This window comes from Staphylococcus sp. 11-B-312, from assembly GCF_016743055.1.
Lineage (GTDB): Bacteria > Bacillota > Bacilli > Staphylococcales > Staphylococcaceae > Staphylococcus > Staphylococcus ureilyticus.
Window position 1 is genome coordinate 2,008,108 of sequence record NZ_CP068241.1, and the last position, 26,366, is coordinate 2,034,473.

The 26,366-nt window shown below is 32.9% G+C and carries 26 protein-coding genes and 2 pseudogenes; 11 read left to right on the plus strand and 17 right to left on the minus strand.

The annotated features are described in order from the left end of the window. Positions 1-42 precede the first annotated feature (42 nt). The 5 genes from JG554_RS09610 to JG554_RS09630 form a co-directional block, all read right to left on the minus strand. Positions 43-1,287 (minus strand): Glu/Leu/Phe/Val family dehydrogenase, encoded by a 1,245-nt coding sequence (locus JG554_RS09610; RefSeq protein ID WP_019469653.1) that lies wholly within the window; start codon positions 1,285-1,287, stop codon positions 43-45. 107 nt (positions 1,288-1,394) lie between these two features. Further along, positions 1,395-2,585, minus strand: coding sequence for an ornithine--oxo-acid transaminase (locus JG554_RS09615; RefSeq protein ID WP_046208027.1), 1,191 nt, complete (start codon positions 2,583-2,585; stop codon positions 1,395-1,397). 446 nt (positions 2,586-3,031) lie between these two features. Further along, positions 3,032-4,165 (minus strand): NADH-dependent flavin oxidoreductase, encoded by a 1,134-nt coding sequence (locus JG554_RS09620; protein WP_107359976.1) that lies wholly within the window; start codon positions 4,163-4,165, stop codon positions 3,032-3,034. Between the two features lie 186 nt (positions 4,166-4,351). Then, the gene (gene ygs, locus JG554_RS09625) at positions 4,352-4,753 is read right to left on the minus strand and encodes a S1 domain-containing post-transcriptional regulator Ygs (protein ID WP_046208025.1); all 402 of its coding nucleotides are present in this window, start codon (positions 4,751-4,753) and stop codon (positions 4,352-4,354) included. Positions 4,754-5,181: 428 nt separating this feature from the next. Continuing rightward, entirely contained in the window at positions 5,182-5,778 is a 597-nt protein-coding gene (locus JG554_RS09630) for a peptidylprolyl isomerase (protein ID WP_064209450.1), read from the minus strand. Between the two features lie 67 nt (positions 5,779-5,845). On the opposite strand from JG554_RS09630, the gene kapB reads away from it, so the two are divergent. The 9 genes and pseudogenes from kapB (at position 5,846) to JG554_RS09675 (ending at position 13,391) form a co-directional block, all read left to right on the plus strand. Next, positions 5,846-6,226 carry a sporulation phosphorelay system protein KapB gene (gene kapB / locus JG554_RS09635; RefSeq protein ID WP_064209451.1) on the plus strand — a complete coding sequence of 127 codons (381 nt, stop codon included), beginning with the start codon at positions 5,846-5,848 and terminating at the stop codon, positions 6,224-6,226. 128 nt (positions 6,227-6,354) lie between these two features. Next, positions 6,355-8,772 (plus strand): Na+/H+ antiporter subunit A, encoded by a 2,418-nt coding sequence (locus JG554_RS09640; protein ID WP_064209452.1) that lies wholly within the window; start codon positions 6,355-6,357, stop codon positions 8,770-8,772. Beyond that, on the plus strand, positions 8,753-9,181 hold the full coding sequence (locus tag JG554_RS09645; protein ID WP_080760407.1) for a Na(+)/H(+) antiporter subunit B: 429 nt from the start codon (positions 8,753-8,755) through the stop codon (positions 9,179-9,181). The genes JG554_RS09640 and JG554_RS09645 overlap by 20 nt, the downstream gene beginning before the upstream one ends. Further along, positions 9,181-9,528, plus strand: coding sequence for a Na+/H+ antiporter Mnh1 subunit C (mnhC1, locus tag JG554_RS09650; protein WP_040030166.1), 348 nt, complete (start codon positions 9,181-9,183; stop codon positions 9,526-9,528). The genes JG554_RS09645 and mnhC1 overlap by 1 nt, the downstream gene beginning before the upstream one ends. Beyond that, complete coding sequence (locus JG554_RS09655) at positions 9,515-11,011, plus strand: Na+/H+ antiporter subunit D (RefSeq protein WP_107359975.1); 1,497 nt, start codon at positions 9,515-9,517, stop codon at positions 11,009-11,011. The genes mnhC1 and JG554_RS09655 overlap by 14 nt, the downstream gene beginning before the upstream one ends. A gap of 1 nt (position 11,012) precedes the next feature. Continuing rightward, the gene (locus JG554_RS09660; RefSeq protein WP_064209454.1) at positions 11,013-11,492 is read left to right on the plus strand and encodes a Na+/H+ antiporter subunit E; all 480 of its coding nucleotides are present in this window, start codon (positions 11,013-11,015) and stop codon (positions 11,490-11,492) included. After that, complete coding sequence (locus JG554_RS09665) at positions 11,492-11,785, plus strand: Na(+)/H(+) antiporter subunit F1 (protein ID WP_046208018.1); 294 nt, start codon at positions 11,492-11,494, stop codon at positions 11,783-11,785. Before JG554_RS09660 ends, JG554_RS09665 begins: the two co-directional genes overlap by 1 nt. Then, on the plus strand, positions 11,763-12,119 hold the full coding sequence (locus JG554_RS09670) for a Na+/H+ antiporter subunit G1 (RefSeq protein ID WP_064209455.1): 357 nt from the start codon (positions 11,763-11,765) through the stop codon (positions 12,117-12,119). The genes JG554_RS09665 and JG554_RS09670 overlap by 23 nt, the downstream gene beginning before the upstream one ends. Before the next feature lie 127 nt (positions 12,120-12,246). Next, positions 12,247-13,391 (plus strand): annotated as a pseudogene (locus JG554_RS09675) (NAD(P)-binding domain-containing protein). Between the two features lie 146 nt (positions 13,392-13,537). On the opposite strand, the pseudogene JG554_RS13210 reads toward JG554_RS09675, so the two are convergent. The 7 genes and pseudogenes from JG554_RS13210 to JG554_RS09705 all read right to left on the minus strand — a co-directional run. After that, positions 13,538-13,724, minus strand: a pseudogene (locus tag JG554_RS13210) (IS5/IS1182 family transposase); the annotation flags it as partial. Positions 13,725-14,021: 297 nt separating this feature from the next. After that, complete coding sequence (locus JG554_RS09680; RefSeq protein WP_046207526.1) at positions 14,022-14,402, minus strand: PaaI family thioesterase; 381 nt, start codon at positions 14,400-14,402, stop codon at positions 14,022-14,024. Between the two features lie 29 nt (positions 14,403-14,431). Further along, positions 14,432-15,748 carry a Na+/H+ antiporter family protein gene (locus JG554_RS09685; protein ID WP_046207525.1) on the minus strand — a complete coding sequence of 439 codons (1,317 nt, stop codon included), beginning with the start codon at positions 15,746-15,748 and terminating at the stop codon, positions 14,432-14,434. Positions 15,749-15,958: 210 nt separating this feature from the next. Next, positions 15,959-17,434: a leucyl aminopeptidase family protein gene (locus tag JG554_RS09690; protein WP_203265276.1), complete on the minus strand. Its 1,476-nt coding sequence runs from the start codon at positions 17,432-17,434 to the stop codon at positions 15,959-15,961. Positions 17,435-17,605: 171 nt separating this feature from the next. Further along, positions 17,606-18,814, minus strand: coding sequence for an NAD(P)/FAD-dependent oxidoreductase (locus JG554_RS09695; RefSeq protein WP_046207523.1), 1,209 nt, complete (start codon positions 18,812-18,814; stop codon positions 17,606-17,608). A gap of 237 nt (positions 18,815-19,051) precedes the next feature. After that, complete coding sequence (locus tag JG554_RS09700) at positions 19,052-19,411, minus strand: HesB/IscA family protein (RefSeq protein ID WP_046207522.1); 360 nt, start codon at positions 19,409-19,411, stop codon at positions 19,052-19,054. A gap of 13 nt (positions 19,412-19,424) precedes the next feature. Beyond that, positions 19,425-19,661, minus strand: coding sequence for a YuzB family protein (locus JG554_RS09705; protein WP_019469672.1), 237 nt, complete (start codon positions 19,659-19,661; stop codon positions 19,425-19,427). A 440-nt stretch (positions 19,662-20,101) separates the two neighbouring features. Between JG554_RS09705 and JG554_RS09710 the strand changes: the two genes are divergently transcribed. After that, on the plus strand, positions 20,102-21,166 hold the full coding sequence (locus JG554_RS09710; RefSeq protein ID WP_064209459.1) for an NAD(P)/FAD-dependent oxidoreductase: 1,065 nt from the start codon (positions 20,102-20,104) through the stop codon (positions 21,164-21,166). Positions 21,167-21,258: 92 nt separating this feature from the next. Here JG554_RS09710 and JG554_RS09715 read toward each other — a convergent pair whose 3' ends face one another. Further along, complete coding sequence (locus JG554_RS09715; protein ID WP_064209460.1) at positions 21,259-21,570, minus strand: YuzD family protein; 312 nt, start codon at positions 21,568-21,570, stop codon at positions 21,259-21,261. Between the two features lie 106 nt (positions 21,571-21,676). Between JG554_RS09715 and JG554_RS09720 the strand changes: the two genes are divergently transcribed. Further along, positions 21,677-21,919 (plus strand): NifU family protein, encoded by a 243-nt coding sequence (locus tag JG554_RS09720; RefSeq protein WP_019469675.1) that lies wholly within the window; start codon positions 21,677-21,679, stop codon positions 21,917-21,919. A 362-nt stretch (positions 21,920-22,281) separates the two neighbouring features. Here the strand turns inward: JG554_RS09720 and dltD are convergent, their stop codons facing one another. The 4 genes from dltD to dltA are packed head-to-tail and all read right to left on the minus strand — an operon-like array spanning position 22,282 to position 26,352. Next, positions 22,282-23,427 carry a D-alanyl-lipoteichoic acid biosynthesis protein DltD gene (dltD, locus tag JG554_RS09725; RefSeq protein WP_107359972.1) on the minus strand — a complete coding sequence of 382 codons (1,146 nt, stop codon included), beginning with the start codon at positions 23,425-23,427 and terminating at the stop codon, positions 22,282-22,284. Then, the gene (gene dltC, locus JG554_RS09730; RefSeq protein WP_046207518.1) at positions 23,424-23,660 is read right to left on the minus strand and encodes a D-alanine--poly(phosphoribitol) ligase subunit 2; all 237 of its coding nucleotides are present in this window, start codon (positions 23,658-23,660) and stop codon (positions 23,424-23,426) included. The genes dltD and dltC overlap by 4 nt, the downstream gene beginning before the upstream one ends. A gap of 17 nt (positions 23,661-23,677) precedes the next feature. Further along, positions 23,678-24,892 carry a D-alanyl-lipoteichoic acid biosynthesis protein DltB gene (gene dltB, locus JG554_RS09735; RefSeq protein ID WP_203265277.1) on the minus strand — a complete coding sequence of 405 codons (1,215 nt, stop codon included), beginning with the start codon at positions 24,890-24,892 and terminating at the stop codon, positions 23,678-23,680. Beyond that, positions 24,889-26,352 carry a D-alanine--poly(phosphoribitol) ligase subunit DltA gene (gene dltA / locus JG554_RS09740; RefSeq protein WP_107359970.1) on the minus strand — a complete coding sequence of 488 codons (1,464 nt, stop codon included), beginning with the start codon at positions 26,350-26,352 and terminating at the stop codon, positions 24,889-24,891. The genes dltB and dltA overlap by 4 nt, the downstream gene beginning before the upstream one ends. Between the last annotated feature and the right edge of the window lie 14 nt (positions 26,353-26,366).

A 26,366-nucleotide genomic window follows, 5' to 3' on the forward strand; every position in this document is an offset into this window, starting at 1 on the left:
GGGTTCAAGAACTTCTTCTTTTTCTAAAAGTTAAATATTTAATTAAGCCCAACCACGATAACGTGCAGCTTCAGCAGTACGTTTAATACCTACAATATAAGCTGCTAAGCGCATATCAATTTTTCTATTTTGGGATAACTCATAAATTGTATCGAAAGCTGTGATAAGTTTTTCACGTAATTTTGTATTTACTTCTTCTTCTGTCCAATAATAACCTTGATTATTTTGTACCCATTCGAAGTAAGAAACTGTTACGCCACCTGCACTTGCTAATACATCAGGTACGAGCAATTTACCACGTTCAGTTAAAATACGTGTACCAGCTGGTGTTGTTGGGCCATTAGCCGCTTCAACCACAATATCAGCTTTAATTTCATTTGCATTGTCTTCTGTGATTTGATTAGCAATCGCTGCAGGTACAAGAATATCACAATCAAGTTCAAACAATTCTTTATTAGAAATTGTTTCTTCAAATAAATTTGTTACAGTACCAAAGCTATCTCTTCTATCTAAAAGATAATCAATGTCAAGACCGTCTGGGTCATGTAAAGCACCGTAAGCATCTGAAATACCCACAATTTTTGCTCCCATATCATAAAGGAATTTAGATAAGAAACTACCTGCGTTACCAAATCCTTGAATAACGATACGTGCACCTTTCAAATCTAGACCTCTTCTTTTAGCAGCTTGTTCTATGGCAATAACTACTCCCAGTGCAGTAGAACGGTCTCTACCTTGTGATCCACCTAATACAATCGGTTTACCAGTAATAAACCCTGGTGAATTAAATTTATCTAATGAACTATACTCGTCCATCATCCAAGCCATGATTTGTGAGTTAGTAAATACGTCTGGTGCTGGGATATCTTTTGTAGGTCCAACAAATTGAGATATCGCACGTACATAACCACGAGATAAACGTTCAACTTCATGTATACTCATTTGTCTAGGATCACAGATGATACCACCTTTACCGCCGCCATATGGCAAGTCGACGATACCACATTTTAATGTCATCCACATAGATAATGCTTTAACTTCTTCGACATCAACGTCTGGATGGAAACGCACCCCACCTTTTGTTGGTCCAACTGCATCATTATGTTGAGCACGATAACCTTTAAATGTTTGAACCGTACCATCATCCATACGTACAGGAATGCGGACTTCAAGGAATCTTAATGGTTCCTTTACTAAATCATACATCCCATCATCAAATCCCAATTTATGCAATGCTTCTTTAATAATTTGTTGCGTAGAAGTAACTAAATTATTATTCTCAGTCATGATTCATTTCGCCTCTTTTTCGTTACTAATGATTTCGCTTTCACGATAATTGTAACATAAGATTTTGCTTTTTAAAGGGTTTTCAAAACTTAAGTTACAGAACATTTTTATTTAAAAACATTTCTTACTTTATCCAATGCAAAGTCCAGTTCTTCTTTGGAAATAATAAGAGGTGGTGCAAATCTAATTACTGTATCATGTGTTTCTTTACATAATAATCCTTCTTCTTTTAACTTTTCACAATAAGGTCTAGCATTTTCATTTAGCTCTATACCAATAAATAATCCACGACCACGCACTTCTTTAATCGCTGGGTGATTTATTTTTTCTAATTCTGATTTAAAGTACTCACCTAGCTCTAATGAACGCCCTGCTAAATCTTCATCAACTAATACATCCAACGCTGCAATCGATACAGCACACGCTAATGGATTACCACCAAACGTTGACCCGTGAGAACCAGGTGTAAATACGCCCAACACTTCTTCGTCAGCTAATACAACAGAAATTGGGAATACACCTCCACCTAATGCTTTACCTAAAATATAGACATCTGGTTTTACATTATCCCAATCTGTGGCAAATAATTTTCCTGAACGCCCTAGTCCAGCTTGAATTTCATCAGCAATAAATAATACATTATGCTCATCACATAATTCTCTAATTTCTTTTAAATAACCTTCTGGTGGAACATTGATACCTGCTTCTCCTTGAATAGGTTCGATTAAAATAGCAGCAGTATTTTCATTAATTGCTTCTTTAACAGCTTCTATGTTACCAAAATCAACTTTACGGAAACCATCTAATAATGGGCCGTATCCTCGTTGGTATTCTGGTTCAGATGACAATGATACTGGCGCCATTGTTCGGCCATGGAAGTTACCATTGAACGCAATAATTTCAGCTTTATCAGGTGCAATATCTTTCACATCATAAGCCCAACGACGTGCTGCTTTTAGTGCTGTTTCAACCGCTTCAGCACCTGTATTCATAGGTAAGGCTTTATCTTTACCGGCTAACTTGCATATTTTTTCATACCATGCCCCTAAGTTATCACTATGAAACGCACGTGATACTAAAGTCACTTTGTCAGCTTGATCTTTTAAAGCCTGAATGATTTTAGGATGTCTGTGACCTTGGTTTACTGCAGAATAAGCAGATAGCATATCCATATATTTATTTCCTTCAGGATCTTTAACCCATACACCTTCAGCCTCTGAAATTACAATTGGAAGTGGCACATAGTTGTGGGCACCGTAATGATTTGTTAATTCAATGATTTCTTCAGATCTTGACATAATATCTCCCCTTTGCATGAATTATATAATAATTTATTGGCATTACTCATTCATAGCATAACGTATTTATTCACTTACGAAAACTATTTTCCGAAAATACTATAAAATCATCGATTCAGAACTTACATTACAACTTTTAAACGTTAAATTTAGAATATAACCGTCAAAATGTAAGCCTTTACATTAATATAATGACACATTCTCGACCGTTTACACAAGCCAATTTTTATAAATTTAAAAATTCTTCTTGATTTAAATCCAGATTACAAGATTTATGCTGATTCTAGTGTTTATAATTTAAAATTTTATACAAACAAAAAACGTCAATTTCTATAATTTTTTCAATAGAAATTGACGTTTTTTTGCTAGTAAAATATTTATAACTTGTGCCTCACTTTGGCAGTTAGATAGGATTAATAAAGTTAGTATTTACGCATTCAAAACTTTTATTTATTATCAGTTCTAGGTAATGGATAAAAACCTTTATTAAATTGTTCCCATAATTTTGGTGGCAAGTGATGTTTATCTGCTCTTTGCGGATCAAATTGAGATAGAATTTCATCTTCTTTGCCATCTTTAATTTTACTTACAAAATTATGATCTAACAAGATTTCACGTCCTAGTGCGACCAGTTCTACACCAGTTGACTCAATTGCTTCAATAGCTTGTTCAGCTGTGAAAATAGATCCTATACCTATGAGTGGCATACGTCCATTCATCCACTCTAAAATAAGTTTAATACGCTCTTTGCCTTTGTATTGACCTTCACGCGTTTGTGAGTGAATATCCATTAACGATACATGTAAATAATCTAAAGGTTTTTCTACTAATAATTCAATCAACTCTTTAGTAATTTCCATGCTTATACCTGGAGATTCAGCTTCTTCAGGAGAAAATCTATAGCCAACGATAAAATCTTTACTTCCGTATTGCTTAACAGTATTTGTCACTTCATCTACCACGCTTGTAGCAAATTTATAACGGTCTTGTCCCCACTCATCATTACGACGATTATAATATGGAGATACAAATTGATGGATTAAGTAATGGTTTGCACCGTGAATTTCAACACCATCGAATCCAGCTTCAATGACTCTTCTAGTTGCTTCACCGAAAGCTTTTATTGTTGATTCAATTTCCTCTTTTGTAATTTCACGTGCATCATGTGCTTCTTGTTCACCAAAACTCTTTAATGATATCGGGCTTGGCGCCGCAACATCACCATTAGGTGTTAAATTAGGTAAAGATTGCGCGCCACCATGATGTATTTGAACAACCGCTTTTGCACCATTTTTTTTCATAGCTTTTGCCAAACGTTTTAGACCTTCTATATTAGAGTCATGTGCTACTGAAGGTTGTCCAGGAAAAGCCTTACCTAAATCTGTTACATTGCTTGCAGCTGAAATTGCTAAACCAACATCTTTTGAACGCTGTTCCATATACACAACCTCTTCATTAGAAATTGCGCCATCGTCATTAGATGAAACATGTGTTAAAGGTGCTAGTACAAATCGATTGTCTAAAACAACTTGATTTGGTAATTTTAATTTTTCAAATAACGGTTGAAATTTTTTATCCATTAAATTAAATCCTCCTAAAATACAAATTACTTAAATGTCATTACATAATCACTTTAAGTGTTTTTAATTCTAACTTCCTTAGTTTTAAATATAAAATTATATGCTCACGCATATAATTTTATATTGCTACTCTTCCAATAAATTTTAGCTTATAAATAAAAAACACTAACATCTTAAAATAAGATGTTAGTGTTTTTTAAAAGATGACTGTTCATCTTTTATCGCGTTTTTGGACTGTTTAATCCAAACCGGTAAGCGTTCTTTAATTGTTTGAAACCCATATTTTTCGGTTTCTTTAATTTCATCTAATACTGATTGCTTTTCTTTTTTACGTTCATAATTTTTAAAATAGTCGTTATCTTTTAAAGAAAGATTTAACTTTCCTTCTTTATCAATTGAAATGACTTTCGCTTTTACAATTTGTCCTTCTGATAAAAACTTTTTTAAATTATGGACGTAATCATCCATAATTTCAGAAATATGGATTAATCCTTCAGTATTGTCAGGGGTTTCTACAAAAGCGCCATACGGTTGAATTCCAGTCACACGAACTTTGATATGTTGACCTACTTTATAGTGATTATTCAACGTGATAACCCCTTAATTCGTTTTACTTAACATGTTCATAATAGCATAAATCATTCAATGGTACTAATATTACCTAGAAAAATTTCACGATTTATCAAAAATCAAGCTACACAACCACGGATTGAATTTCTCTTATATCTCATTATACAAAGGCTTTTAAACCATTCCCAAGAACTGATACTTGAATCAATGCTTTCAAAATAAAAATTCTTAGGTTTTTACTTATAATGGTATTTAATTGAATATATTACACCATCACGCTCCAATGGAGATAACTAAAATTGTCAAAATAAAATAAGAGGCTGAAACAATGAATTTGTCTCAACCTCTTAAACATTTTTTATTTTTAATATAACAGGTATTTAAAAACAATTTAAAAATGGTTAAATGCTTACTAGAGTTTACCATCTTTCAAACTTTATTTTACCTTATTTTTCAATAATATCTATTGAATCAATCGTGATATCATGTAAAGGTTTATCCTGTGGTCCTACCTTAGTAGCCGCAATATCTTCTAATGTAGATTCACCTTCTAATAATTGACCAAAAACAGTATGCTTTTGATCTAACCAAGGTGTACCACCCTTTTCACCATAAGCTTTCACAATCGGTTCTGGCCAACCACCATCTACGAGTTGGCTAAGCATAGATTCTGGTACTTCTTTCATTTGAACAATAAAGAATTGTGAACCGTTCGTATTCGGTCCAGAATTTGCCATCGATAAAGCACCATATAAGTTGAATGCTTCTAGTGAAAACTCATCTTCAAACGGACCTCCATAAATACTTTCACCGCCCATACCAGTTGCTGTTGGGTCGCCTCCTTGTACCATGAAGTCATTGATTACTCGATGAAAAGAAATGCCATCATAATAGCCATTTTTTGCATGTGTAACAAAGTTTTCTACAGTTTTAGGCGCAATATCAGGCAATAATTTGAAAGTCATATCACCCTTATTTGTATGCATAACCATTTTTATTTCATTTTCGTTTACTTCTGAATTTAACTGAGGATAGTTCGACATTTTTATTCTCCATTTCATGTTAAGATGATATATGTATTCTAACATAAAATGAGGAGTGTATTGAATTATGTTATATCGTTTTGCACATAAAACTGGAAGTTATGGTGTATCTATTATAGAAGAAGATGACAATCAAGTACTTGTTCAAATTGAACAGGTCATTAAACATCCAAAACAAGGAGACTTACATCACCCAAACGAAACGAACAATGTCTTTTTTCACGAACGCAAAGCTTTAAGTCAATTTGAAAAGCGCTATACTTCAAAATCCAAACTTAGACCTTTTAATGTAGAAGAACTGGATTATATACAATCTTTACAATTTGCCATTACGAATTTAGAAAACAAATTAAAAGAAGAAAATACCGAATTCGCTCAATACTCACTTGCTAATTTAGCACAATTAAAAAAAGATTATTCAATTCAATACAAACAAAATTTTGAATAAAAATACCGTGTTTCTTCTTATTTAAAACAAACTTAAAATTAAAGCTCCACAAGGGTTAGCGTGGTTTTTCAGAATAGTCTTATTCATGTATAATGACCTTATACTATTTTTAAAAGGAGGATAAAATAATGAGTTTGATACATATAGCGGTGTTATTACCGTTAATATTTGCACTCATTATTCCAATTGTATATCGCGTACAAAAGCGGATACATTTAGGATGGTTTGTGTTACCTATCCCCGTCGTCTTATTTATATATTTTATATCAATCATTTCGACAACAATGTCAGGTGAAAACGTAGTACATAAAGCAAATTGGATGCCTCACTTTGGCATGAATTTCGATTTATACGTTGACGGCTTAGGCTTATTATTCAGTTTATTAATAACTGGTATCGGAAGCTTGGTTGTATTATATTCCATTAGTTATTTAAGTCGACAAGAGCAATTGGGTCATTTTTATTGTTACCTTTTGCTTTTTATGGGTGCCATGTTAGGGGTCGTATTATCAGATAATATCATTATCTTATATCTGTTTTGGGAGCTAACTTCATTTTCAAGTTTTCTACTCATTTCATTTTGGAGAACAAAACAAGCATCTATTTATGGTGCACAAAAATCAATGCTCATAACTGTTTTGGGCGGTCTTTCTCTGCTAGGTGGCCTTATTTTACTATCACTTGCAGGTAATTCTACCAGTATTCAAACGCTCATCAATCATGCGTCTGAAATTCAGACAAGCCCTTACTTTATATTGTCTATGATTTTTGTAATCATTGGAGCAATGACTAAATCAGCTCAGTTTCCATTTTACGTTTGGTTACCGGATGCTATGGAAGCACCGACACCCGTTAGTGCTTACTTGCATTCTGCAACGATGGTTAAAGCTGGCCTTTACTTAGTTGCTCGTATGACACCAATATTCGCACTTTCTCAAGGTTGGATTTGGACGATTACTGCAGTCGGCTTAATCACGCTGTTCTGGGCATCTTTGAATGCCACAAAACAACAAGATTTAAAAGGCATTTTAGCTTTTTCAACTGTCTCACAATTAGGCATGATTATGTCAATGTTAGGTATCGGGGCAGTAAGTTATCATTTCGAAGGTGCAGATAGTCAAATTTATGTTGCTGCGTTTACAGCGGCTGTGTTTCACCTTATAAATCACGCTACATTTAAAGGTGCATTGTTTATGGTAACTGGTGCTGTTGATCACAGTACAGGAACACGTGATGTCAATAAATTGGGTGGCTTAGTAACAATCATGCCAATTTCTTTTACGATTACATTAATTACATCATTGAGTATGGCGGGTATTCCACCGTTTAATGGTTTCTTATCTAAAGAGAAATTTCTTGAAAGTATGATTGAAGTTACACATGCTAATATCTTCAGTTTAAATAGTATTGGCATACTCATACCTATCGTAGCAATTTTGGGCAGCGTATTCACTTTTGTTTATGCAGTTAGATTTATTGGTCAAATATTCTTAGGTAGTTATAAACCAGATAATTTACCAAAATCAGCTCATGAAGTTTCAAAATTAATGCTAATCTCTCCAGGTATTTTAGCACTACTCGTCATTGTTTTTGGGTTCTTCCCTTCAATATTGACAGGTACGATTATTGAACCAGCTGTCAACGCAATCAGTAATAATACAAATGCAACAGCTGAGTTTCATATGTTCCATGGATTTACACCAGCCTTTTTCTCCACATTGGGCATTTATGTAGCTGGTATATTGTTAATATTTAGCTTTGGTTATTGGATTAGTTTATTAAAAGCACAACCTACAAAACTAACAATCAATTATTGGTATGATAAAGTTGGAACGGTATTCCCAGGCTATTCTAGTCAATTTACCAACACTTATGTTACTGGATTTACACGTAATAACTTATTAATCATTTTTGCGTCTTTAATCGTAATTACACTTGTGACGTTATTAGTAACACCATTCAGTGTTAACTTTAAAGATGTTAGTGAAATCAGACCATTCGAATTGATCATCGTAGTCATTATTATTACGGCAGCTTCAATGATTATTTTTGCTCGCTCTCGACTATTCAGTATTATCATGGCAAGTGCAGTAGGTTATGCAGTAGCAATCTTCTTTATTTTCTTTGGTGCGCCAGACTTAGCGCTGACGCAATTTGTTGTAGAATCTATTTCTACTGCATTGTTCTTATTATGTTTCTATCACTTACCAAATCTAAATCGACATAACGAGTCCACTTCATATAAGTGGCTGAATATTTTGATTGCCATCGGTGCTGGTACTGTTGTAACAGTATTAGGTTTAATCACATACGGAAATAGACACTTTGGCTCAATTGGAGAATTTTATAAAGCGCATGTATATGATTTAGCTCATGGTACAAACATGGTCAACGTTATCCTAGTTGATTTCCGTGGTACGGATACTTTATTCGAATCTTCAGTATTAGGTATTGCTGGATTAGGTGTTTACACAATGATTAAACTTCGTTATAAAAATAAACCAAATGATGAAGGAGGAACTCACATTGAAAAGACAGAAAAATAATTTAATATTCCAATACTCTGCCATTGTGATTTTCTTCTTAATCGTTATGTTTGGTTTACACCTATTTCTAACAGGACATTATACACCTGGTGGCGGTTTCGTCGGTGGCTTACTACTATCAAGTTCACTTGTGATTGTAGCTGTTGCTTATGATATTAAAACGATGCGTAAAATATACCCATGGGACTTCAAAAAACTCATTGGTATCGGGTTGTTCTTTTGTTTAGCTACACCGATGGCGAGTTGGCTATACAATAAAAACTTCTTTACGCATACACCTTTTGAAATTCCATTAGGTATTTTAAAACCTATAGAAATGCACACTGCCACATTTTTTGATTTAGGTGTTTTATGTGCGGTTGTTGGCACAATAATGACTATAATATTAGCGATTGGAGAGAATGAGTAATGGAAATAGTGATGATTTTTGTTTGTGGTATTCTCACTGCAATGAGCGTCTATCTCATTCTTTCTAAAAGTTTGATACGCATCATTATTGGGACTACATTACAAACACATACAGCTAATTTATTTTTAATAACGATGGGTGGTCTTAAAAAAGGTGAAGTCCCTATTTATGAAAAAGGGTTTACTTCATATGTGGATCCAATTCCACAAGCACTCATATTAACAGCAATTGTAATTTCATTTTCAGTAACAGCCTTTTTCTTAGTATTGGCTTTTAGAAGCTATAAAGAACTAGGTACAGACAACGTAGAAAGCATGAAAGGGGTGCTAGATAATGATAGAGAGTAATCTTATTATTTCATTACTTGTCATACCAATGTTAACAATTATTGCATTAATTTTTATTGGTAAACGCCCTAAAATTAAACGCTACGTTGCACTAACAGGTACTGCAGTTACATTAATTTTTGCTTTTATAAATCTAAAGAATGTTCTCAGAGATGGACCTATAAAACTCGAGCTTGGTTCATGGGATGCACCTTATAGTATTATTTTTGTTACAGATATTTTTAGTATCTTACTTGTGATTACAAGTTTAATTGTAACAATGTTGATTATCTTATATTCATATCAATCAGTAGGTATCGAACGTGAAACATATTATTATTATTTTGCCATAATGTTTATGCTCACAGGTGTTATAGGCTCATTTATAACTGGTGATATTTTCAACCTTTTCGTATTCTTTGAAGTATTTTTAATGGCATCTTATATTTTATTAGTTATTGGTGGCACACAAGTTCAATTGAGTGAAACGATAAAATATGTGCTTGTGAATGTGACATCTTCTGCTTTCTTTGTTATAGCCGTTGCAATGCTTTATTCTGTCGTCGGTACATTGAATTTAGCAGATATCAGTGAAAAATTAAGCCAACTATCAACACAAGACAAAGGAATTATCAGTATTATATTTATTATGTTCATCTTTGTTTTTGCTACAAAAGCTGGTGTGTTTCCAATGTATATCTGGCTACCAGGAGCTTATTATGCGCCACCTATAGCAATTATCGCTTTCTTTGGTGCATTATTAACAAAAGTTGGGGTTTACGCAATAGCTAGAACAGCAAGCCTTTTCTTTGGCGATTCCTCTAATTTTTCGCTGTACACCATTCTATTCTTAGCCTTACTTACAATTATTTTTGGTTGTGTGGGTGCAGTAAGCTACTTTGATACTAAAAAAATTATCATTTATAATATTATGATTGCTGTTGGTGTCATTTTAGTAGGCGTAGCAATGATGAATCAGGCTGGCATGATCGGCGCAATTTATTATACTTTACACGATATGTTGATAAAAGCTGCACTATTTTTCTTAATTGGTGTGATGTATAAAATCACCAAAACACACGATTTACGCAAATATGGTGGCTTAATCAAACATTATCCTGTATTAGGTTGGTCTTTCTTTATCGCTGCTTTAAGTTTAGCTGGTATTCCGCCGTTAAGTGGTTTTTATGGTAAATACTATATCGTTCAAGCTACTTTCGAAAAAGGATTTTATTTAAGCGGTATAATCATATTACTATCTAGTTTAGTCGTACTTTACTCTGTTATTCGTATTTTCTTAAAAGGATTCTTCGGTGAATCTGAAGGTTATGAAGTCAATCCTAAACTGCAGTACAAAGGTATCTTAACAGTAGCTATTATTGCAGTTGCCATATCAGTAATATTTGGCCTATCCGCTGACTTTTTACAACCAATCATAAAAGATGCTGCTGAAACATTCTATAATCCTAGTGTATATATAGACAGCGTATTGGGGGGTAAATAGTATGGCAATTCAAATATTAGTAAATTTAATTTTATCTGTGTTTTGGCTATTCGTTACCGGCAGTTATACATTTAATAATTTCCTTTTAGGTTATATCTTTGGTCTTTTATTAGTATTCCTAATGCGCGGTATCTTACCCGGTAGATTTTATATTATTACTATTTATAAAATCATTAAATTATTTATCGTGTTTTTAGTAGAATTGATTAAAGCAAATATTGATGTTATTAGAATTGTAACTAAGCCTAAAATCAACAACGAACCCGCCTTTTTTACTTATCCGACCGATTTAAAAAAAGATTGGCAAATTGTGTTGTTATCAAATTTGATTACCCTGACACCAGGCACAATTGTTCTAGGCATTAGTGATGATCGCACAAAAATATACATTCACAGTATTGATTTTAGTACTAAGGAAGAAGAAATAGAAAGTATTAAATCATCACTTGAAAAAGTGGTAAGAGAGGTAGGCGAATATTAATGAACTACAACGTAATATTAATCGTGGCATTAGTTATCGTAACATTGTCAATGTTTGGTATGCTTGTTCGTGTCATTATCGGCCCTTCTCTTGCGGATAGGGTTGTGGCACTCGACGCAATGGGTATCCAACTAATGGCGATTGTAGCACTATTTAGTATTTTCTTAGGTACTAAATATATGATGGTTGCTATTTTGTTAATTGGTATTTTAGCATTTTTAGGAACCGCAGTGTTTGCAAAATATATGGATAAAGGTAAGGTGATTGAACATGATAACAACGATCATCATTAGCATAGCACTTATCTTAGTTATCCTCGGCTCACTCATAAGTGCACTAGCTGCGATTGGCCTCTTGCGTTTAGATGACGTATATGCGCGCGCACATGCTGCTGGTAAAGCCGCTACATTGGGAGCAATGTTACTTATAAGTGGTGTTTTCTTATATTTCATCGGGCGTGAAGGTTACGTAAATATGCAATTACTTATTGGAATATTATTTATTCTGATAACAGGTCCACTAGCAAGTCACCTTATTATTAAATCCGCATATAATTTGAGAACACCCGCTTCCAAAAGAACAAAACGTGATGATATACAAAAAGACCTAAAAGATACAAAATTGTAAAGTCATTAACTTACGCATTCCAATTAACTGGGATGCGTTTTTTATTTTATAAAATTAATGATTGCTAAATTCGGTGTGTGATGATATATTAAATCGTAATTATTACGTTTTAAAAGGAGCTGAAAATATGTCTACTTGGACCATAATCGGTGGCGGTATCCAAGCAGTTACAATTGCAATAAAATTAAAATCCATAGGTATCAAAGACCACGAACTAACAATTATTGATCCACATCAAAGTTTATGCGAGCAATTCGAGGATTATACTCAACGCATTCAAATGCCTTATTTACGTTCGCCGTGTGTCCACCATATACATCCTAATCCCTTTCATTTAAATCAATTTGCTAAATGTCATCAATATATTAATGCCAGTTATGGACCGTATAAAAGACCAAATCGAGCGTTATTTATAGACCATATTCACCATCTATTACATAAATTCAATTTGAACAAGAACCATATTGTCGGTTTTGCTAATAAAATCAGCTTCAACCAAAAACAATGGCATGTACAATTATCACACACAATTGGGTTACATCAGATTACTTGGTGATTGCAACAGGTTGTAATCACGTACCCTATATTCCACATAACTTTAAACATACACCAGATGTATATCATATTTTTGATTCACGATTAAATTTACATAAACAAACTTCTCATGTCGTCGGAAGTGGGATTTCTGCAGCACATGTCACTTTAAAATTACTACAACATCAACCGCAATCAGTCATTCATCTTTGGACAAATAAAGTCATTGACGTACATGACTTCGACGCAGATCCAGGTTGGTTAGGTCCCAAAAAAATGTCAAACTTTAGTGCATTAACTGACTCAAAAACCAAACTGAAAATCATTCAAAAAGAGCGCCATAAAGGTTCTATGCCTAAAGAATTAGCATTGAGGCTCAAAAAACACATGAAGCAAGGTAAATTAATAATGCATATCAATGAATTAAAAGATATACATCATCATCATATTTGTACAGAACAATATTGTATGTTCTATGATAGCGTAGTATTAGCCACAGGTTTCGAAGATACACTTATGCAACAACCAATTATCAAGCAGCTCGTTAAAAATTTTAATGCACCTGTGTCAGATGCGGGATTGCCTTCTATTTCATCTCATTTAGAATGGTTACCGAATTTATTCGTCACAGGTGGTCTAGCAGATTTAGAACTCGGTCCCTTTGCTCGCAACATCATGGGTGGCCGTGAAGCAGCAGCAAAAATTGCAACTGCTGCATTATCAAAAAAAACGTATTGAACATAAGATATATTTAACAACAAATAAACATATTTAAAAGGAACTGGGACATAAAGTGCTTGGACAAGTGAAAAAGCCAATTTCAATTGAAATAATAATTAACTCATTGAGTTGCTACTTTGCTCATATTAAATACCATTAATACCAAGAAATATAGATACTAATAAGACATCTACTTTAAGATTTACTTTAAAACGATTCATTGTTTTATAAAAAGGTGTTTGATTTTGTGAGAGCTACATCATTCAGATACGATTATTAAGCATTTTTCTATTTTACGACCAGTGTATACAGATTGGTGTATGCATGTAGAATAATTATTAACATCATTTTGGTTAATATAAGACTTTGTTTTTAAAGTATTTTAATGTGAAATGACATATGAATACATTGTATTTTGGCGTGTCGATTGAGGAAACAAGACAATCTGAAGCTGTTTCCTAAGAAAGCGAGACAACCATACGAAATATTGAATAACAAAGAAGCACGCAGATGCATTAATTAAATCATCTGCGTGCTATTTTTCTAGGTTTTTATCCCAAGCTTATATATAGTTTACATGTAATAATAATTATCTTGAATACATGTTAATCATTAAAATAAAAATCACTAATCTAATACTTTAATTGCTCATTGCCGTTTACGTGGTTTAATAGCAACGGTTCCTCTCATTACACAAATCAATCTATCATTTTGGTCTCTGATATCTATGTTCCAAACTTGAGTCGTACTACCTTCATGTATGATTGTAGCAGTCGCAAATATTGTCCCTTCGGTTGTCGAACCTATATGATTCGCATTCATTTCTAAACCTAGGGGAATGTAATGCTCTGTGTCAATGATTTCAGCAGCCCCCATAGAGCATGCTGTTTCTCCGAGCGCTAAACTCGCCCCACCATGTAAAAAGCCAAATGGTTGTTTTACTTCATCTGTTACTGGCATGGACATAACCATAAGTCCATGTTCTTGTCGCTCTACCTTTATCTTTAAAGCATCAAGCATATTTGCCATTTAAGACACCTCTTTTTTTATTCTTAGATTTATAATATCATAGCCGCTATTGTTCCAAAAATAATTAGAGGAATGTTATAGAAAACAAAGTTTGGAATACATGTATCACGAATGTGATCATGTTGACCATCAACATCTAAACCTGCCGTAGGTCCTAATGTTGAATCACTTGCAGGTGATCCTGAATCACCTAATGCACTTGCTGTTCCTATCAACGCAATCAATGCCATAGTACTTAATCCTAAAGATTCACCTAATGGCACAAATAACGTTGCAATAATAGGTATTGTAGCAAATGATGAACCGATACCTAATGTTACGACCAAACCAATAATGTACATGACAATAATACTAAATAATTTATTCTCACCAATAACATCGCTAAGCCCACTTACTAAATTACCGATATCTCCTGTTTCATTCATTACACCTGCAAATCCATTTGCTGATAAGATTACGACACCTATAAATGACATAATTTTAATACCATCTACAAATTTTTGGTCTAACTCAGTCCACTTGTATGCACGTGAGATGAAGAATACAAGCACACCAGCTAAAGCCCCAAATATCATAGAATCAGTGAACATTTGTACTAAAAACGTAGCAATAATAGAAATAATGGTTACTATGAGGACATATGGTCTAATTTCAATTTCACTCATATCTTTAATATCTTTATGTTCAGAATATTTTCTAGGTTTTCTATAATAATAAATACCTGCAATTAAGCCAACAATATAGCCTAATGAAGGAATCAGCATCGCTTTCCAAATCATGCCCATTTCAATTGGATGATCTGCTTTAGAAAATCCGCTTTGAATAATTTGATGGAAAATCTGACCGAAACCATATGGCAATAATACGTATGGCCAACATAAACCAAAGCCAATGATAATTGCAATTTGTCTTCTATCTATATTAAGTTCATTGAACAAACTTATTAATGGTGGTATCACAATTGGGATAAATGCAATATGTACAGGTATTAAGTTTTGGCTCATTACACTCATAATTAAGAGTGCACCGATAATAATCACTTTAACTTTAATACGTGACATTTTACTGTTTTCCGCGTGAATAGCATTGATAATTTTATTTACTAAATAGTCAGTAATACCACTATAAGAAATCAACGCAGCAAACCCGCCTAGTAAAGCATAGCTCAATGCCACTTCTGCGCCATCAACAATATTTTTACCAAATACAGATACAATGTCTGTGACGCTCATACCTGCGATTAAGCCACCAACTAGTGCACTGATAAATAAGCTTATAACAACATTTAATCTACATAAACAGAGTACAATCATCAGTACCACTGCTATAACAACTGCATTTATCACAAAAGCACAACTCCTTTATTACGTTATCGAACTAAAGTATCACGAGATTTATAATAACAATTGCTTATCAAATTGTCAATCCTATCTTGATATTTAGATAAAATATGAATCATTAACCTGCCAACCTTGTGATATAAGGTTAAAAAAACTTCAAGTTAATTTACTAAAATTAACTTGAAGTTTTTGTTTTTAATGATAATATTGTTACACCTAAAGTACGCGTAACCATTGTACGATTGTTGATATTAGATAACCTGTAGGTCCCACAGGCCCTTTATAACTTGATTTATTCGAAGTAGCAGGCCCTGCGATATCAAAATGTAAGTGTGGTGTATTACCTGCAAAATGATTGATAAATGTTGCCGCAAACAATGCTTTACCTTGACCATTGGTATGGTTAACTAAATCAGCCACTTCACTTTTTCTTATCAGTGCTTTTTCTGTGTCAGTAATCGGTAATTCAAAGACTTTTTCATCCATCATTTGTGCTTGTTGTAGAATAGATTTTAACGTAGTGTCAGCATTTTGATTAAAAACAGCAGCTTTATCTTCACCTAACGCAGCTACAGCAGCGCCAGTTAACGTTGCAAAATCTAATATTATACTTGGCTGAAATTGATTTGCATAAAATACAGCGTCACCTAAAACAAGGCGCCCCTCTGCATCAGTATTTAATACCTCTACTGATTCTCCGCTAAGTGCTGTGTAAACATCATCTGGTTTCATTGCTTCGTCATTCACCATATTTTCAGCAGCGGCAATAATTCCAACAATATTTAGTGGCAGTGCTAATTGACGAGCAGCTTCGATCATTCCTATTACATTTGCTGAGCCACACATATCAAATTTCATGGTCTGCATACCTGTTTTTGATTTGATTGAATAGCCACCTGAATCATACGTAATGCCTTTACCTACGAGTGCAATAGGATTTTCTCCTGGTTTTCCACCATTATAAGTCAACGTTATTACGCGTGGGCCATTTTTAGAACCTTTACCAACTGCATGAATTAACCCAAAACCTTCTTTTTGTAAAGTTTTATTATCTTTGATATCAACTGATACGCTAGTGTCATTAAATTGTTTTTGTATCAGTTCTGCATAATAAGCTGGTGTCAATATGTTAGGTGGTATATTACTATAATCACGTGCTAAATTAACAGCAGTTGCAATAGCCTCTCCTCGTTCAATAAACTCGACAATGTGATTTTCTTCTGTGTGAATCTCTATTGTTAATTGATAAGGCGCTGATTTATTAGTTTTATAACCATCAAAATGATAGATAGATTGTTTACTTTGTTTACCAAGAATTTCTGCTATTAATTCCGTTTCTACTTTTTGAGATTTAAACGTGTTAAACAACAATGATGCTTTAGTTATCCTTTTGCTATTTAAAGTTTGAAATAAATTTCCGAAGATTTTTAAATAATCATTATATCCTAATGTTTTAGTATTTCCTAAGCCCACAGTAATCAGTTTATGTGCCTTCTCATCTACTTTAAAAAATGTACTCGAAATCGCTCCAACATTGGTGCTGAAAATATGATGTTCTTTTAAAGGGGATAATAAGTCTTTTATGTCATTTCCAGCAATTCGTATCGACTCTAATTGATTTAAATGTTCAGGCACACCAACAATAATTGTTTCTTGTTCAATCTTAGAAGTGTTATTTATAACTGTTTTCATCAAACATCCCTCATTTCAATTTATTCTGTCACATTGTATCATTTTAATGTCGGATTATTATAAAAAATGATAGATTATATCATACTATATATAAAATTTGAGGCTGAGACAATTTATGTCTCAGCCTCAATATTTATGGTCAATAGATACTTATCTATTGGTTATCAGTTATTAAAATTTACCTTTTTTAAATGCTAAACCAATACCACCAAGTTTGAATACTGCACGTGTATCGATTACTTTTTTCATAAATGCAGCTTTTTTACCTTGGATATCTTTACCATAAACAACACCAACGCCATCGTTAGCACCTAAAGAACATACTGTACCACGATCAACATATTCAAACTCTTGAGTAGGTTGACCTTCTAAAATATTTTTAATGTTCTTAGCAGTGTGCTCGCCTTCTTGCATTGCAATTTGTGCTGTTGTAGGTAATGGGCGTTCTTCACCAGCTGGAATAAATGCAGAACAATCACCTATTACAAAAATATCATTATAACCATCGATTGTTAAATCTTGATTTGTAACGATACGGCCGCGTTTAACGCCTTCGAATGATTCTTCCATTAACTTACTACCACGAACACCTGCTGCCCATACAACTGTATTTGCTTCTAATTGTTGTTCTTCATCATTAACTTTAACTACGAAACCTTTTTCATTTGCAGCAACAATCGGTGTAGCAATTTTAAATTCAACACCTTTACTTTCTAAATAACTAACTGCATGGTTTACTAATTCATCAGAGAATTGAGGTAACATTTTTGGAGCAGCTTCTACACAAGTAATTTTAACTTTTGTTTGATCTACACCATATTTGTTACATAACTCAGGGATACGGTCAGTTAATTCACCTAAGAATTCAACACCTGTAAAACCTGCACCACCAACGATAATAGCTAAATCTTTATCATCTTTATTTTTAGAAGCAGCGTAGTTAGCAAATTTATCTTCAATATGGCGCGCTAATTTACGTGCAGTTAAAATATTTTCGATTTGGAAAGCATGATCTTTCATACCTTTAATACCAAATGTTTCACTTTCGAAACCTAAAGCAACAACTAAAATATCAAAATCAAAGATTCCTGCATCAGTTTCTACTTTTTTAGCATTGCGATCAATTTTTGTAACTTCTGCTTTAATGAAGTTTACTTTATTCTTATTGATTACGCTTTCAACTGGATATAAAACATCTTCATAACTAATTGTTCCAGCTGAAGCTTCATGTAACCAAGTTGCTTCATAGTGATAATCATTCTTATTGATTAATGTAATTTCAGCTTCATCAGCTGAAAGTTGCTTTTGTAATTTGGTAATAGTTTGTAACCCAGCGTAACCAGCGCCTAAAACTAAAACTTTTTTACGTTCTTGAGCCATTTCATTCACCTAAGCTTTCATAATTTTTTTGTTGCGATCGTCTTTTTATAATTTACTGATTTACATAGAAATTCACAAAAAAGACATTTTTCATCCAACACTAATTTTATAGTTTTTATAGTTTATTTTCAAGCCGAAACGCATATATTGTTTATTTTTTCACATAAACAGATAAAAGACTATAGTTCTAACCACATTTAGTCGAACTATAGTCCTTAAACACTCGGTTTATAATTTTTAACAATCTTCTGGGGAACCAGAAACTTTTGCAGTTCTGAATGAACTTCCACAACCACAAGATGCAATTGCATTTGGATTGTCTATTTGGAAGCCACCGCCCATTAACGATTGTTTGAAATCAATTTTTGTACCTTCCAATACTGGTATATCATATTTATCAACTAGCACTTTGACACCGTGAAATTCAAATATTTCATCATTTTCACTAGGTTCAGCTTCTGCAGACATACCATACGTTAATCCTGTGCAACCGCCACCATTAACTTTGATTTTCAAAAAGCCATCTGGCATATCATTCTGTTCCATCATATCTTTAACTTCGTATGCTGCCGCTTCTGTTAGTTCAACTACTGCCATTGAAATTACCTCCCTAAAAAATCCATGTTTCTTCTATATGTGAATAAATATTTTGTAATAAGTCGTCTGGTGATTCTCCTTCAACAATATCACCGTTTACTAATGCATACAAGCCACTTGAGCAAATGCCACAATTTTGCAGACATCCATATTCTAAAACGTCTACACCTGGATCATTTTCAAGTTGATTATATACATAATCTCCACCTTTCGCTAAATTCGAAATGCAGAACTCAACTATTGGATTCATATTACACCCTCTCAATTAATTATCAGTTTAGTAATTATAACAAAATCACATCACTTTTGACCACTTACTAGCTTATATGAATTAATCATTCATTTTGTTGTTTTTGTAACAATTCAATTAAAACAAAACACGTTTTCGTATAAAATGCCATTCACACTAATTTTTTATATTGTTATAATCATATTGTATTTTTTAAGATTTATGTTTACAAATTACAATTCATCACGTTTATTTGTAGAAGTATATAAAAAAGCATATAATATATCTAAGTAAGCTTATTATGAAATTGGTATTTCGTTCAATGAAGACGAATATGATTTAACCAAATTGTATTTATTGACTTACATTGACGACAAGAGATAAAAATATTATTTATTAACAAAAATAAACTGTATTTTTATCAAATTGCTCAATATATTTTTACTAAAGGGGTATCATAAATGAAAAATTTAGTACTATTGGGTGGCGGATATGGAAATATGCGCATTATGTCTCATATTTTACCATCGGCACTTCCTGAAAATTATTCTATTACATTAATTGATCGTATGCCTTATCATGGTTTAAAACCAGAATTCTATGAATTAGCTGCTGGTACTAAATCAGACAAAGATATTCGTATGAATTTTCCCGATTCAGAACGTATTAATATTGTGTACGGAGAAATCAATGATATTAATTTAGAAGATCAAATTATTTCAGTTGGCAACACAAAAGTAGATTATGACGAATTAGTCATTGGACTTGGTTGCGAGGACAAATATCATAATGTCCCAGGAGCAGCAGAATACACACACAGTATCCAAACGTTATCAAGTTCACGGGAAACATTTCATCATATCAGTGAATTACCAAATGGAGCAAAAGTGGGTATTGTAGGTGCGGGTTTAAGTGGCATCGAATTAGCGAGCGAACTTCGCGAAAGCCGTAAAGATTTGCAAATATACTTATATGATCGAGGAGAACGTATTTTACGTCGTTTTCCAGAAAAGCTAAGTCGTTATATAGAAAATTGGTTTAAAAAGAACGATGTAACGGTAGTTCCAAATTCTGATATTAATCGTGTGGAACCTGGTAAAATTTTCAATAACGATGTACCTGAACCATTGGATTTAATCGTATGGACTGCTGGCATTCAACCTGTGGAAATTGTTAGAAATTTACCAATTGATATTAGCAGAGATGGCCGTGTCATCCTAAACCAATACCATCAAGTCCCAACCTATAAAAATGTATACGTAGTTGGCGATTGTGCAGATTTACCTCATGCACCTAGTGCACAACTTGCTGAAGTTCAGGGAGACCAGATTGCTGATGTTATGAAATTACAATGGCAAGGTAAACCTCTACCAGAAAAAATGCCAGAACTCAAAGTTCAAGGCTTCTTAGGTTCCCTTGGTGATAAAAAAGGGTTTGCTTACATCATGGATAGAACCGTTACGGGGCGTTTAGCTTCAATCTTAAAATCTGGTGTGCTATGGTTATACAAATATCACAATGGATAAATTTTAATCAGTAATTATAAAGACACGTCTTCCTATACTTTATTAACATGCGTAAAAAGTATAGGTACGTGTCTTTTTTTAAAATAATTAAATTAATGCGCATCCATAAATTGAGTGATATCTCTCAATTGTACATACCCATCTGAAACGTATTCATCATTCATCGTTACAAGCGGATAGAACAATTCATCATCTTGAATACGCTCAATATATTGTTGATCATGATCAGTTAAATTTTCAGTATCCTTTTCTATATCAATATACGTAAACTCAAATTGGATATCTGGATACTTTCTTTTGAGCAATGGTTGCAACCAATCAAAAGTATTACGCGCTGTTGGCGCATTAACACAGCTTGCACAAACAACATCTGCACCATAAACGACTACACTTACTTTATTCATTTTACTTATCCCCTTTTGTCTCGATTGATAGATTTTTCTTTATATATCTATTATAATAAAAAGATAGACAGAAAATGAAATAATATACTTGAAAGGAGGCATTTCCATGCCAACTGAAAACGTAACAATGTTTGATCAAGTAGCAGAAGTAATTGAAAAACTACGTCCATTCTTACTACGTGATGGCGGCGACTGTTCGCTAGTAGATGTAGAAGATGGCATTGTTAAACTTCAATTGCACGGTGCATGTGGTACATGCCCAAGTTCAACAATCACATTAAAAGCAGGCATCGAACGTGCTTTACATGAAGAAGTACCTGGAGTAGTAGAAGTAGAGCAAGTATTCTAGTTGATCAACTTATAAATAAATTAAACAACAAAAACGTCAAATTTTATAGAATTCTTCGTTTATGAATCTTTCATCAAATAGCTGATTTATAACAAAATGCACTTTCATTTAAACATGAAAGTGCATTTTATATTAAAACCAGAAATAAAATTGAAAATTGTATGATAGCGAAGTGATTTGACTTTATTGCTTAAATTTATACAAGTCATTCCTGACGTAATCAGCACGCTGTTCATTTTTAATCAAAGGCAGAACCGATAAATAAAATCAGTAAACACGATAGAAAATCCATAGTTGCGATTTCCTATCCTAGTCAACATTTTAATCATCATTCAAATCATTCATCCTTAATTTGAAAGTAGTTATTTGCGCATGTGCTGAGCAATGTGCTCACTAATATAAACCCAACCTTTCCATCCTATATGGACGGCATCACTGATAACATAAGGTTCATAATCTTTATCTGTCATGTCGTAAATTTTCCCGCCACGACTAATAACTGTGTTCTTAATTTTATTATATACTTTTTGACGTTTTTCTTTATTTACACCTATGTGATCGTACCATTTTCCATTTGATGGAAGACTAATATATTCAATATCAGCACCAGCCTCTCGCATAGTATCTACCAATAACTCCAAATCTTTAAATTCTGGAGAATTACTATTAAATTCATAATCTCTGTTCACTTTACGCTTATGCTTTTTTATTAATTGCCAATACTCATCTCTAATTTTAAATATATTTGATTGTGAATGTTTAGCACCATAGTATTCAGCTTTATTGCGAAGCATCCCCCAACTGTCATCTTGTGCAGTTACCGGTGTAATGTCTGCTAACTCAGTATTTGCAAGAGGTAAATTCGACTTTATTGCTTCAATTTTTTCAAATTGATTCATTTTAAATGATGATACATATTGGTCATTGTCATTAATTTTACCTTTAGCTACTTTTTCTAAATAGTTTCGATTTTCTACATTTTTAAATCTTAATAAACGTTTGGCATAGCGCTGTTTAAGTTCTGGGCTTAAATGCTTTTGCTTAAATAAGCGGTTCAACTGTGCTTTAGACATACGAGCATCAAAATTTTTATTAGTTAATCCATGGTTTGTAAACCATTGCGGCGATATAATAAGTGACATTTTCTTTCCTTTTAAATGATCATATTGTGAGGCTAATTCCACAGCATTAATTAAATCTGTAGAACCACCTGTGCCAATTAGAAATGGTTGCTTAGCATGCATATTTTTATCGCGCAACAATATAGATGGATTAAACGGGTCATCTTTCCCAAGTTCACTAGAACCGTAAATTGGATAAAAATGATTCGACTTAAACATCTGCTCTTGGATTAACGTACCTTTTAACACTTGATCTGAGAGTGAAGTACGTTGATTATCTAACGTTTTCTGAGTGATTAATCCACTAAACCAACTAGAAGGTAATATTAAGAAAATCCCAAATAAACATAAACTGATGATAATTGGTATAAAATGTTTTAATTTCATCTTAATTCTTCTAATACCGCTGCAATCTTATTTGGTGTTGCCCATTCATCTCTGTCAAAATCCATAATTGAAACCTCAATATCTAATTTGTTTTGAATTTCTAATAATAAACCGACCGTTTGAAATGAATCTATAATACCTTCTTCAAATAATTCAATGTCAGGATTTTCTTTCACGATATTATTTTCAGTTACTTCAACTAATAAATCTAATACTTGTTCTTTAAATTCCATTATTATTCCTCCTAATTTTAAAACAGTTTTCCTGAAAAAATCAGAAAACCAAATGTTACAAAATGAAATGTTACAACAATACTCAAAGCAGTTGTAAACTGGTTCTGCCAACGTGGAAGATGTTTTTTTCTCCATTTTTCATAATAGCCATATCCAATAAATAATGCTGCATGATACAACCCATACAAAATGTAATAAAGTTCTATACCATGCCATATGCCCATTATTAAAAAGTTTAAGAAAAAGGCTATATTCGACATTGCAAATTGACTTTTTAGTAATTTTTTCTTTGACATAAAAAATAATGACCGCATATAAATACAATCTCTAAACCAAAATGATAGTGACATATGCCATCTATTCCAAAAATCTTTAATATTTTTAGCTTTAAATGGCTGGTTAAAGTTTTGTGGCGTTTGAATACCATAAATATAGCTAAACGCAATAGCAAAAAGTGAATATCCGGCAAAGTCAAAAAATAAATATAAACTGTATGCGTACATATATAACCATTTTGTGATAACACCAGAAAAATCGAGCATTAATGGATTAATTGCAAATGTTTGTATCAAATAAGCAATAATATATTTGTATAAAAATCCAAGCATAATGTAATGTATTGCTTTGACAAATAAACCATTATAGTCACTTCCACTCAGAATTTTATTGTCATCTTTCACAAAACGTTTGTAACGATCAATTGGTCCTGAGGAAATGGTTGGAAAAAACGATATAAACTGTAAGACTTTCCAAAATTTAATCTCTTTGATTGAGCCATCTCTAATTTCCATTAATAGTTGAACACTTTTAAAAGTAACATACGAAATGCCTAAAAATCCGATGAATTCTATGACTTTACTCTCATGTAGTTTTAACTGTGCCATTCCAAACCACGAACTTTGCATAACTTTCACAACAATAAGCGGCAAAACAGAGAGAAAAATAACCGATAAAAATTTTGCTGTTGTATTATTTTTAGCACGAGAATTCCAGTAATATATGATAATCAACACTTGCCAAATTAAATAAAGGATAAAATTTATCAGTTCTAAACTCAAAAAAGCTTGTCCAAATAGATGATGCTTATTCGATGAAAATATTAATATAATCATGACTGCTGTACTCAAACCATTATAAATTTTGCTCTGCTTACCCATAAATCCTAATATAATAACTGGTAACAAAATAACAAATGCTATAAGAAAGAATGTAAAATCGCCGTATGGAATCATTTCTCTATAGCCTCAGCAATCTTTTTACGATCTAATTTTCCATTCATCGTAAGCGGTAATTTCTTCATATATATTAACTTTTTAGGAATCATATATTCGGGCAATACATGTTTTAATTCCGTTTTTATTTCATGAGTCAAAGTTTGAACGTCTTCGTGGGTTTCGCAATCACTTAAAATAACTGCAGCATTTAAATGAATGACTTTGTTATTTTTATAAGTTGGTACAACAACTGCATCTCTGATTTTTGCTAACTTTCGCAATTGAAACTCTATTTCTTCTAATTCCATACGATAGCCGTTTAATTTAATTTGATAATCTATTCTTCCATTAATAAACCATTGGTTATCAATCAATTGTGCTTTGTCACCAGTATAATAAGATTTCTCACCATCCAATTTGGTAAATACTTTTTTTGAACGTATGTCATCTTTGACATACCCTTCACTTACGCATTTACCTGAAATGATAAGTTCACCTTCGTCGGTTAACGATAACTTCGTTCCCGGTTGAGGTATACCTACTGGTAATGGATTATATTGATTTAAAACTTCATCTGTAACTAATATACTTGTGACTGCTACCGTAGCTTCTGTAGGGCCATATGTATTGTAAATGTATGCAGATGGGAACCGTTGAAGCAATAGTTCTGCTGTTTTATGTGCCAAAATCTCACCACAAAAGAAAAATTCTTTCAAATTACTATAATATGTTTCCGTTAAGCGTGGTAGCATAAGACACATTTCCATAAATGAAGGCGTAGATACCCATACATTTATTTTTGCTTCTTCTAACATTTGATTTAATAATTTTGGTTTATTTATCATTACTTTATCTACTAAGTTTAAGGTTCCAGCAGTCATTAAACACGGGTATATGGACATGACAGATAAATCAAATGAAAAAGGCGCTTGATTGAGCCATTGTTGATTTGAACCAACTTGATTGAGTTCTAACATCCAATTTGTAAAAAGATTGAGACTTTCATAACTGATTTGTACACCTTTTGGTGCTCCAGTAGAACCTGATGTAAAAATAGTATAAGCAATATCAGAATCTTTTATATTACTTACTGTGGTGTCATCTTGTTTTACACTTGATAATGAATCTTTTGAAATAAAAGAAACATGCTCTATTTCTATTTGTTCATCAGTAGTATTAAATATAAATTGTGGCTCTATTTTATTTATAATTGATAGCATACGATCTTGAGGGATAGAAGTATCTAGGGGAACATAACCACAACCTGCCTTCATACTACCTACCATTCCTACAATCATATACGGGGACATATGCCCGTATAAAATCAATGGTGTTTTAGCATCTTTTAATATCATTGCAAGTTGGTTGGCTAACCGATTTAGTGCTTCATAGGTCAAAATTTCGTCATTATGTTTAACTGCAACTTGATTTGGACAGTTTTCTCCATGTCCTATTAAAGTTTGAATGATGTCTTTCATGATAGTCTCCTTAA

Coding starts and splice junctions, on each gene's coding strand:
- JG554_RS09715 (WP_064209460.1), bottom strand. CDS start 21,570: ATGAATAAAGTAAGTGTAGTCGTTTATGGTGCAGATGTTGTTTGTGCA.
- JG554_RS09615 (WP_046208027.1), bottom strand. CDS start 2,585: ATGTCAAGATCTGAAGAAATCATTGAATTAACAAATCATTACGGTGCC.
- JG554_RS09690 (WP_203265276.1), bottom strand. CDS start 17,434: ATGAAAACAGTTATAAATAACACTTCTAAGATTGAACAAGAAACAATT.
- JG554_RS09680 (WP_046207526.1), bottom strand. CDS start 14,402: ATGGCAAATATGCTTGATGCTTTAAAGATAAAGGTAGAGCGACAAGAA.
- JG554_RS09695 (WP_046207523.1), bottom strand. CDS start 18,814: ATGGCTCAAGAACGTAAAAAAGTTTTAGTTTTAGGCGCTGGTTACGCT.
- JG554_RS09620 (WP_107359976.1), bottom strand. CDS start 4,165: ATGGATAAAAAATTTCAACCGTTATTTGAAAAATTAAAATTACCAAAT.
- JG554_RS09610 (WP_019469653.1), bottom strand. CDS start 1,287: ATGACTGAGAATAATAATTTAGTTACTTCTACGCAACAAATTATTAAA.
- JG554_RS09720 (WP_019469675.1), top strand. CDS start 21,677: ATGCCAACTGAAAACGTAACAATGTTTGATCAAGTAGCAGAAGTAATT.
- mnhC1 (WP_040030166.1), top strand. CDS start 9,181: ATGGAAATAGTGATGATTTTTGTTTGTGGTATTCTCACTGCAATGAGC.
- JG554_RS09710 (WP_064209459.1), top strand. CDS start 20,102: ATGAAAAATTTAGTACTATTGGGTGGCGGATATGGAAATATGCGCATT.
- JG554_RS09640 (WP_064209452.1), top strand. CDS start 6,355: ATGAGTTTGATACATATAGCGGTGTTATTACCGTTAATATTTGCACTC.
- JG554_RS09655 (WP_107359975.1), top strand. CDS start 9,515: ATGATAGAGAGTAATCTTATTATTTCATTACTTGTCATACCAATGTTA.
- JG554_RS09630 (WP_064209450.1), bottom strand. CDS start 5,778: ATGTCGAACTATCCTCAGTTAAATTCAGAAGTAAACGAAAATGAAATA.
- dltB (WP_203265277.1), bottom strand. CDS start 24,892: ATGATTCCATACGGCGATTTTACATTCTTTCTTATAGCATTTGTTATT.
- JG554_RS09660 (WP_064209454.1), top strand. CDS start 11,013: ATGGCAATTCAAATATTAGTAAATTTAATTTTATCTGTGTTTTGGCTA.
- dltC (WP_046207518.1), bottom strand. CDS start 23,660: ATGGAATTTAAAGAACAAGTATTAGATTTATTAGTTGAAGTAACTGAA.
- JG554_RS09700 (WP_046207522.1), bottom strand. CDS start 19,411: ATGGCAGTAGTTGAACTAACAGAAGCGGCAGCATACGAAGTTAAAGAT.
- kapB (WP_064209451.1), top strand. CDS start 5,846: ATGTTATATCGTTTTGCACATAAAACTGGAAGTTATGGTGTATCTATT.
- JG554_RS09670 (WP_064209455.1), top strand. CDS start 11,763: ATGATAACAACGATCATCATTAGCATAGCACTTATCTTAGTTATCCTC.
- dltA (WP_107359970.1), bottom strand. CDS start 26,352: ATGAAAGACATCATTCAAACTTTAATAGGACATGGAGAAAACTGTCCA.
- dltD (WP_107359972.1), bottom strand. CDS start 23,427: ATGAAATTAAAACATTTTATACCAATTATCATCAGTTTATGTTTATTT.
- JG554_RS09705 (WP_019469672.1), bottom strand. CDS start 19,661: ATGAATCCAATAGTTGAGTTCTGCATTTCGAATTTAGCGAAAGGTGGA.
- JG554_RS09665 (WP_046208018.1), top strand. CDS start 11,492: ATGAACTACAACGTAATATTAATCGTGGCATTAGTTATCGTAACATTG.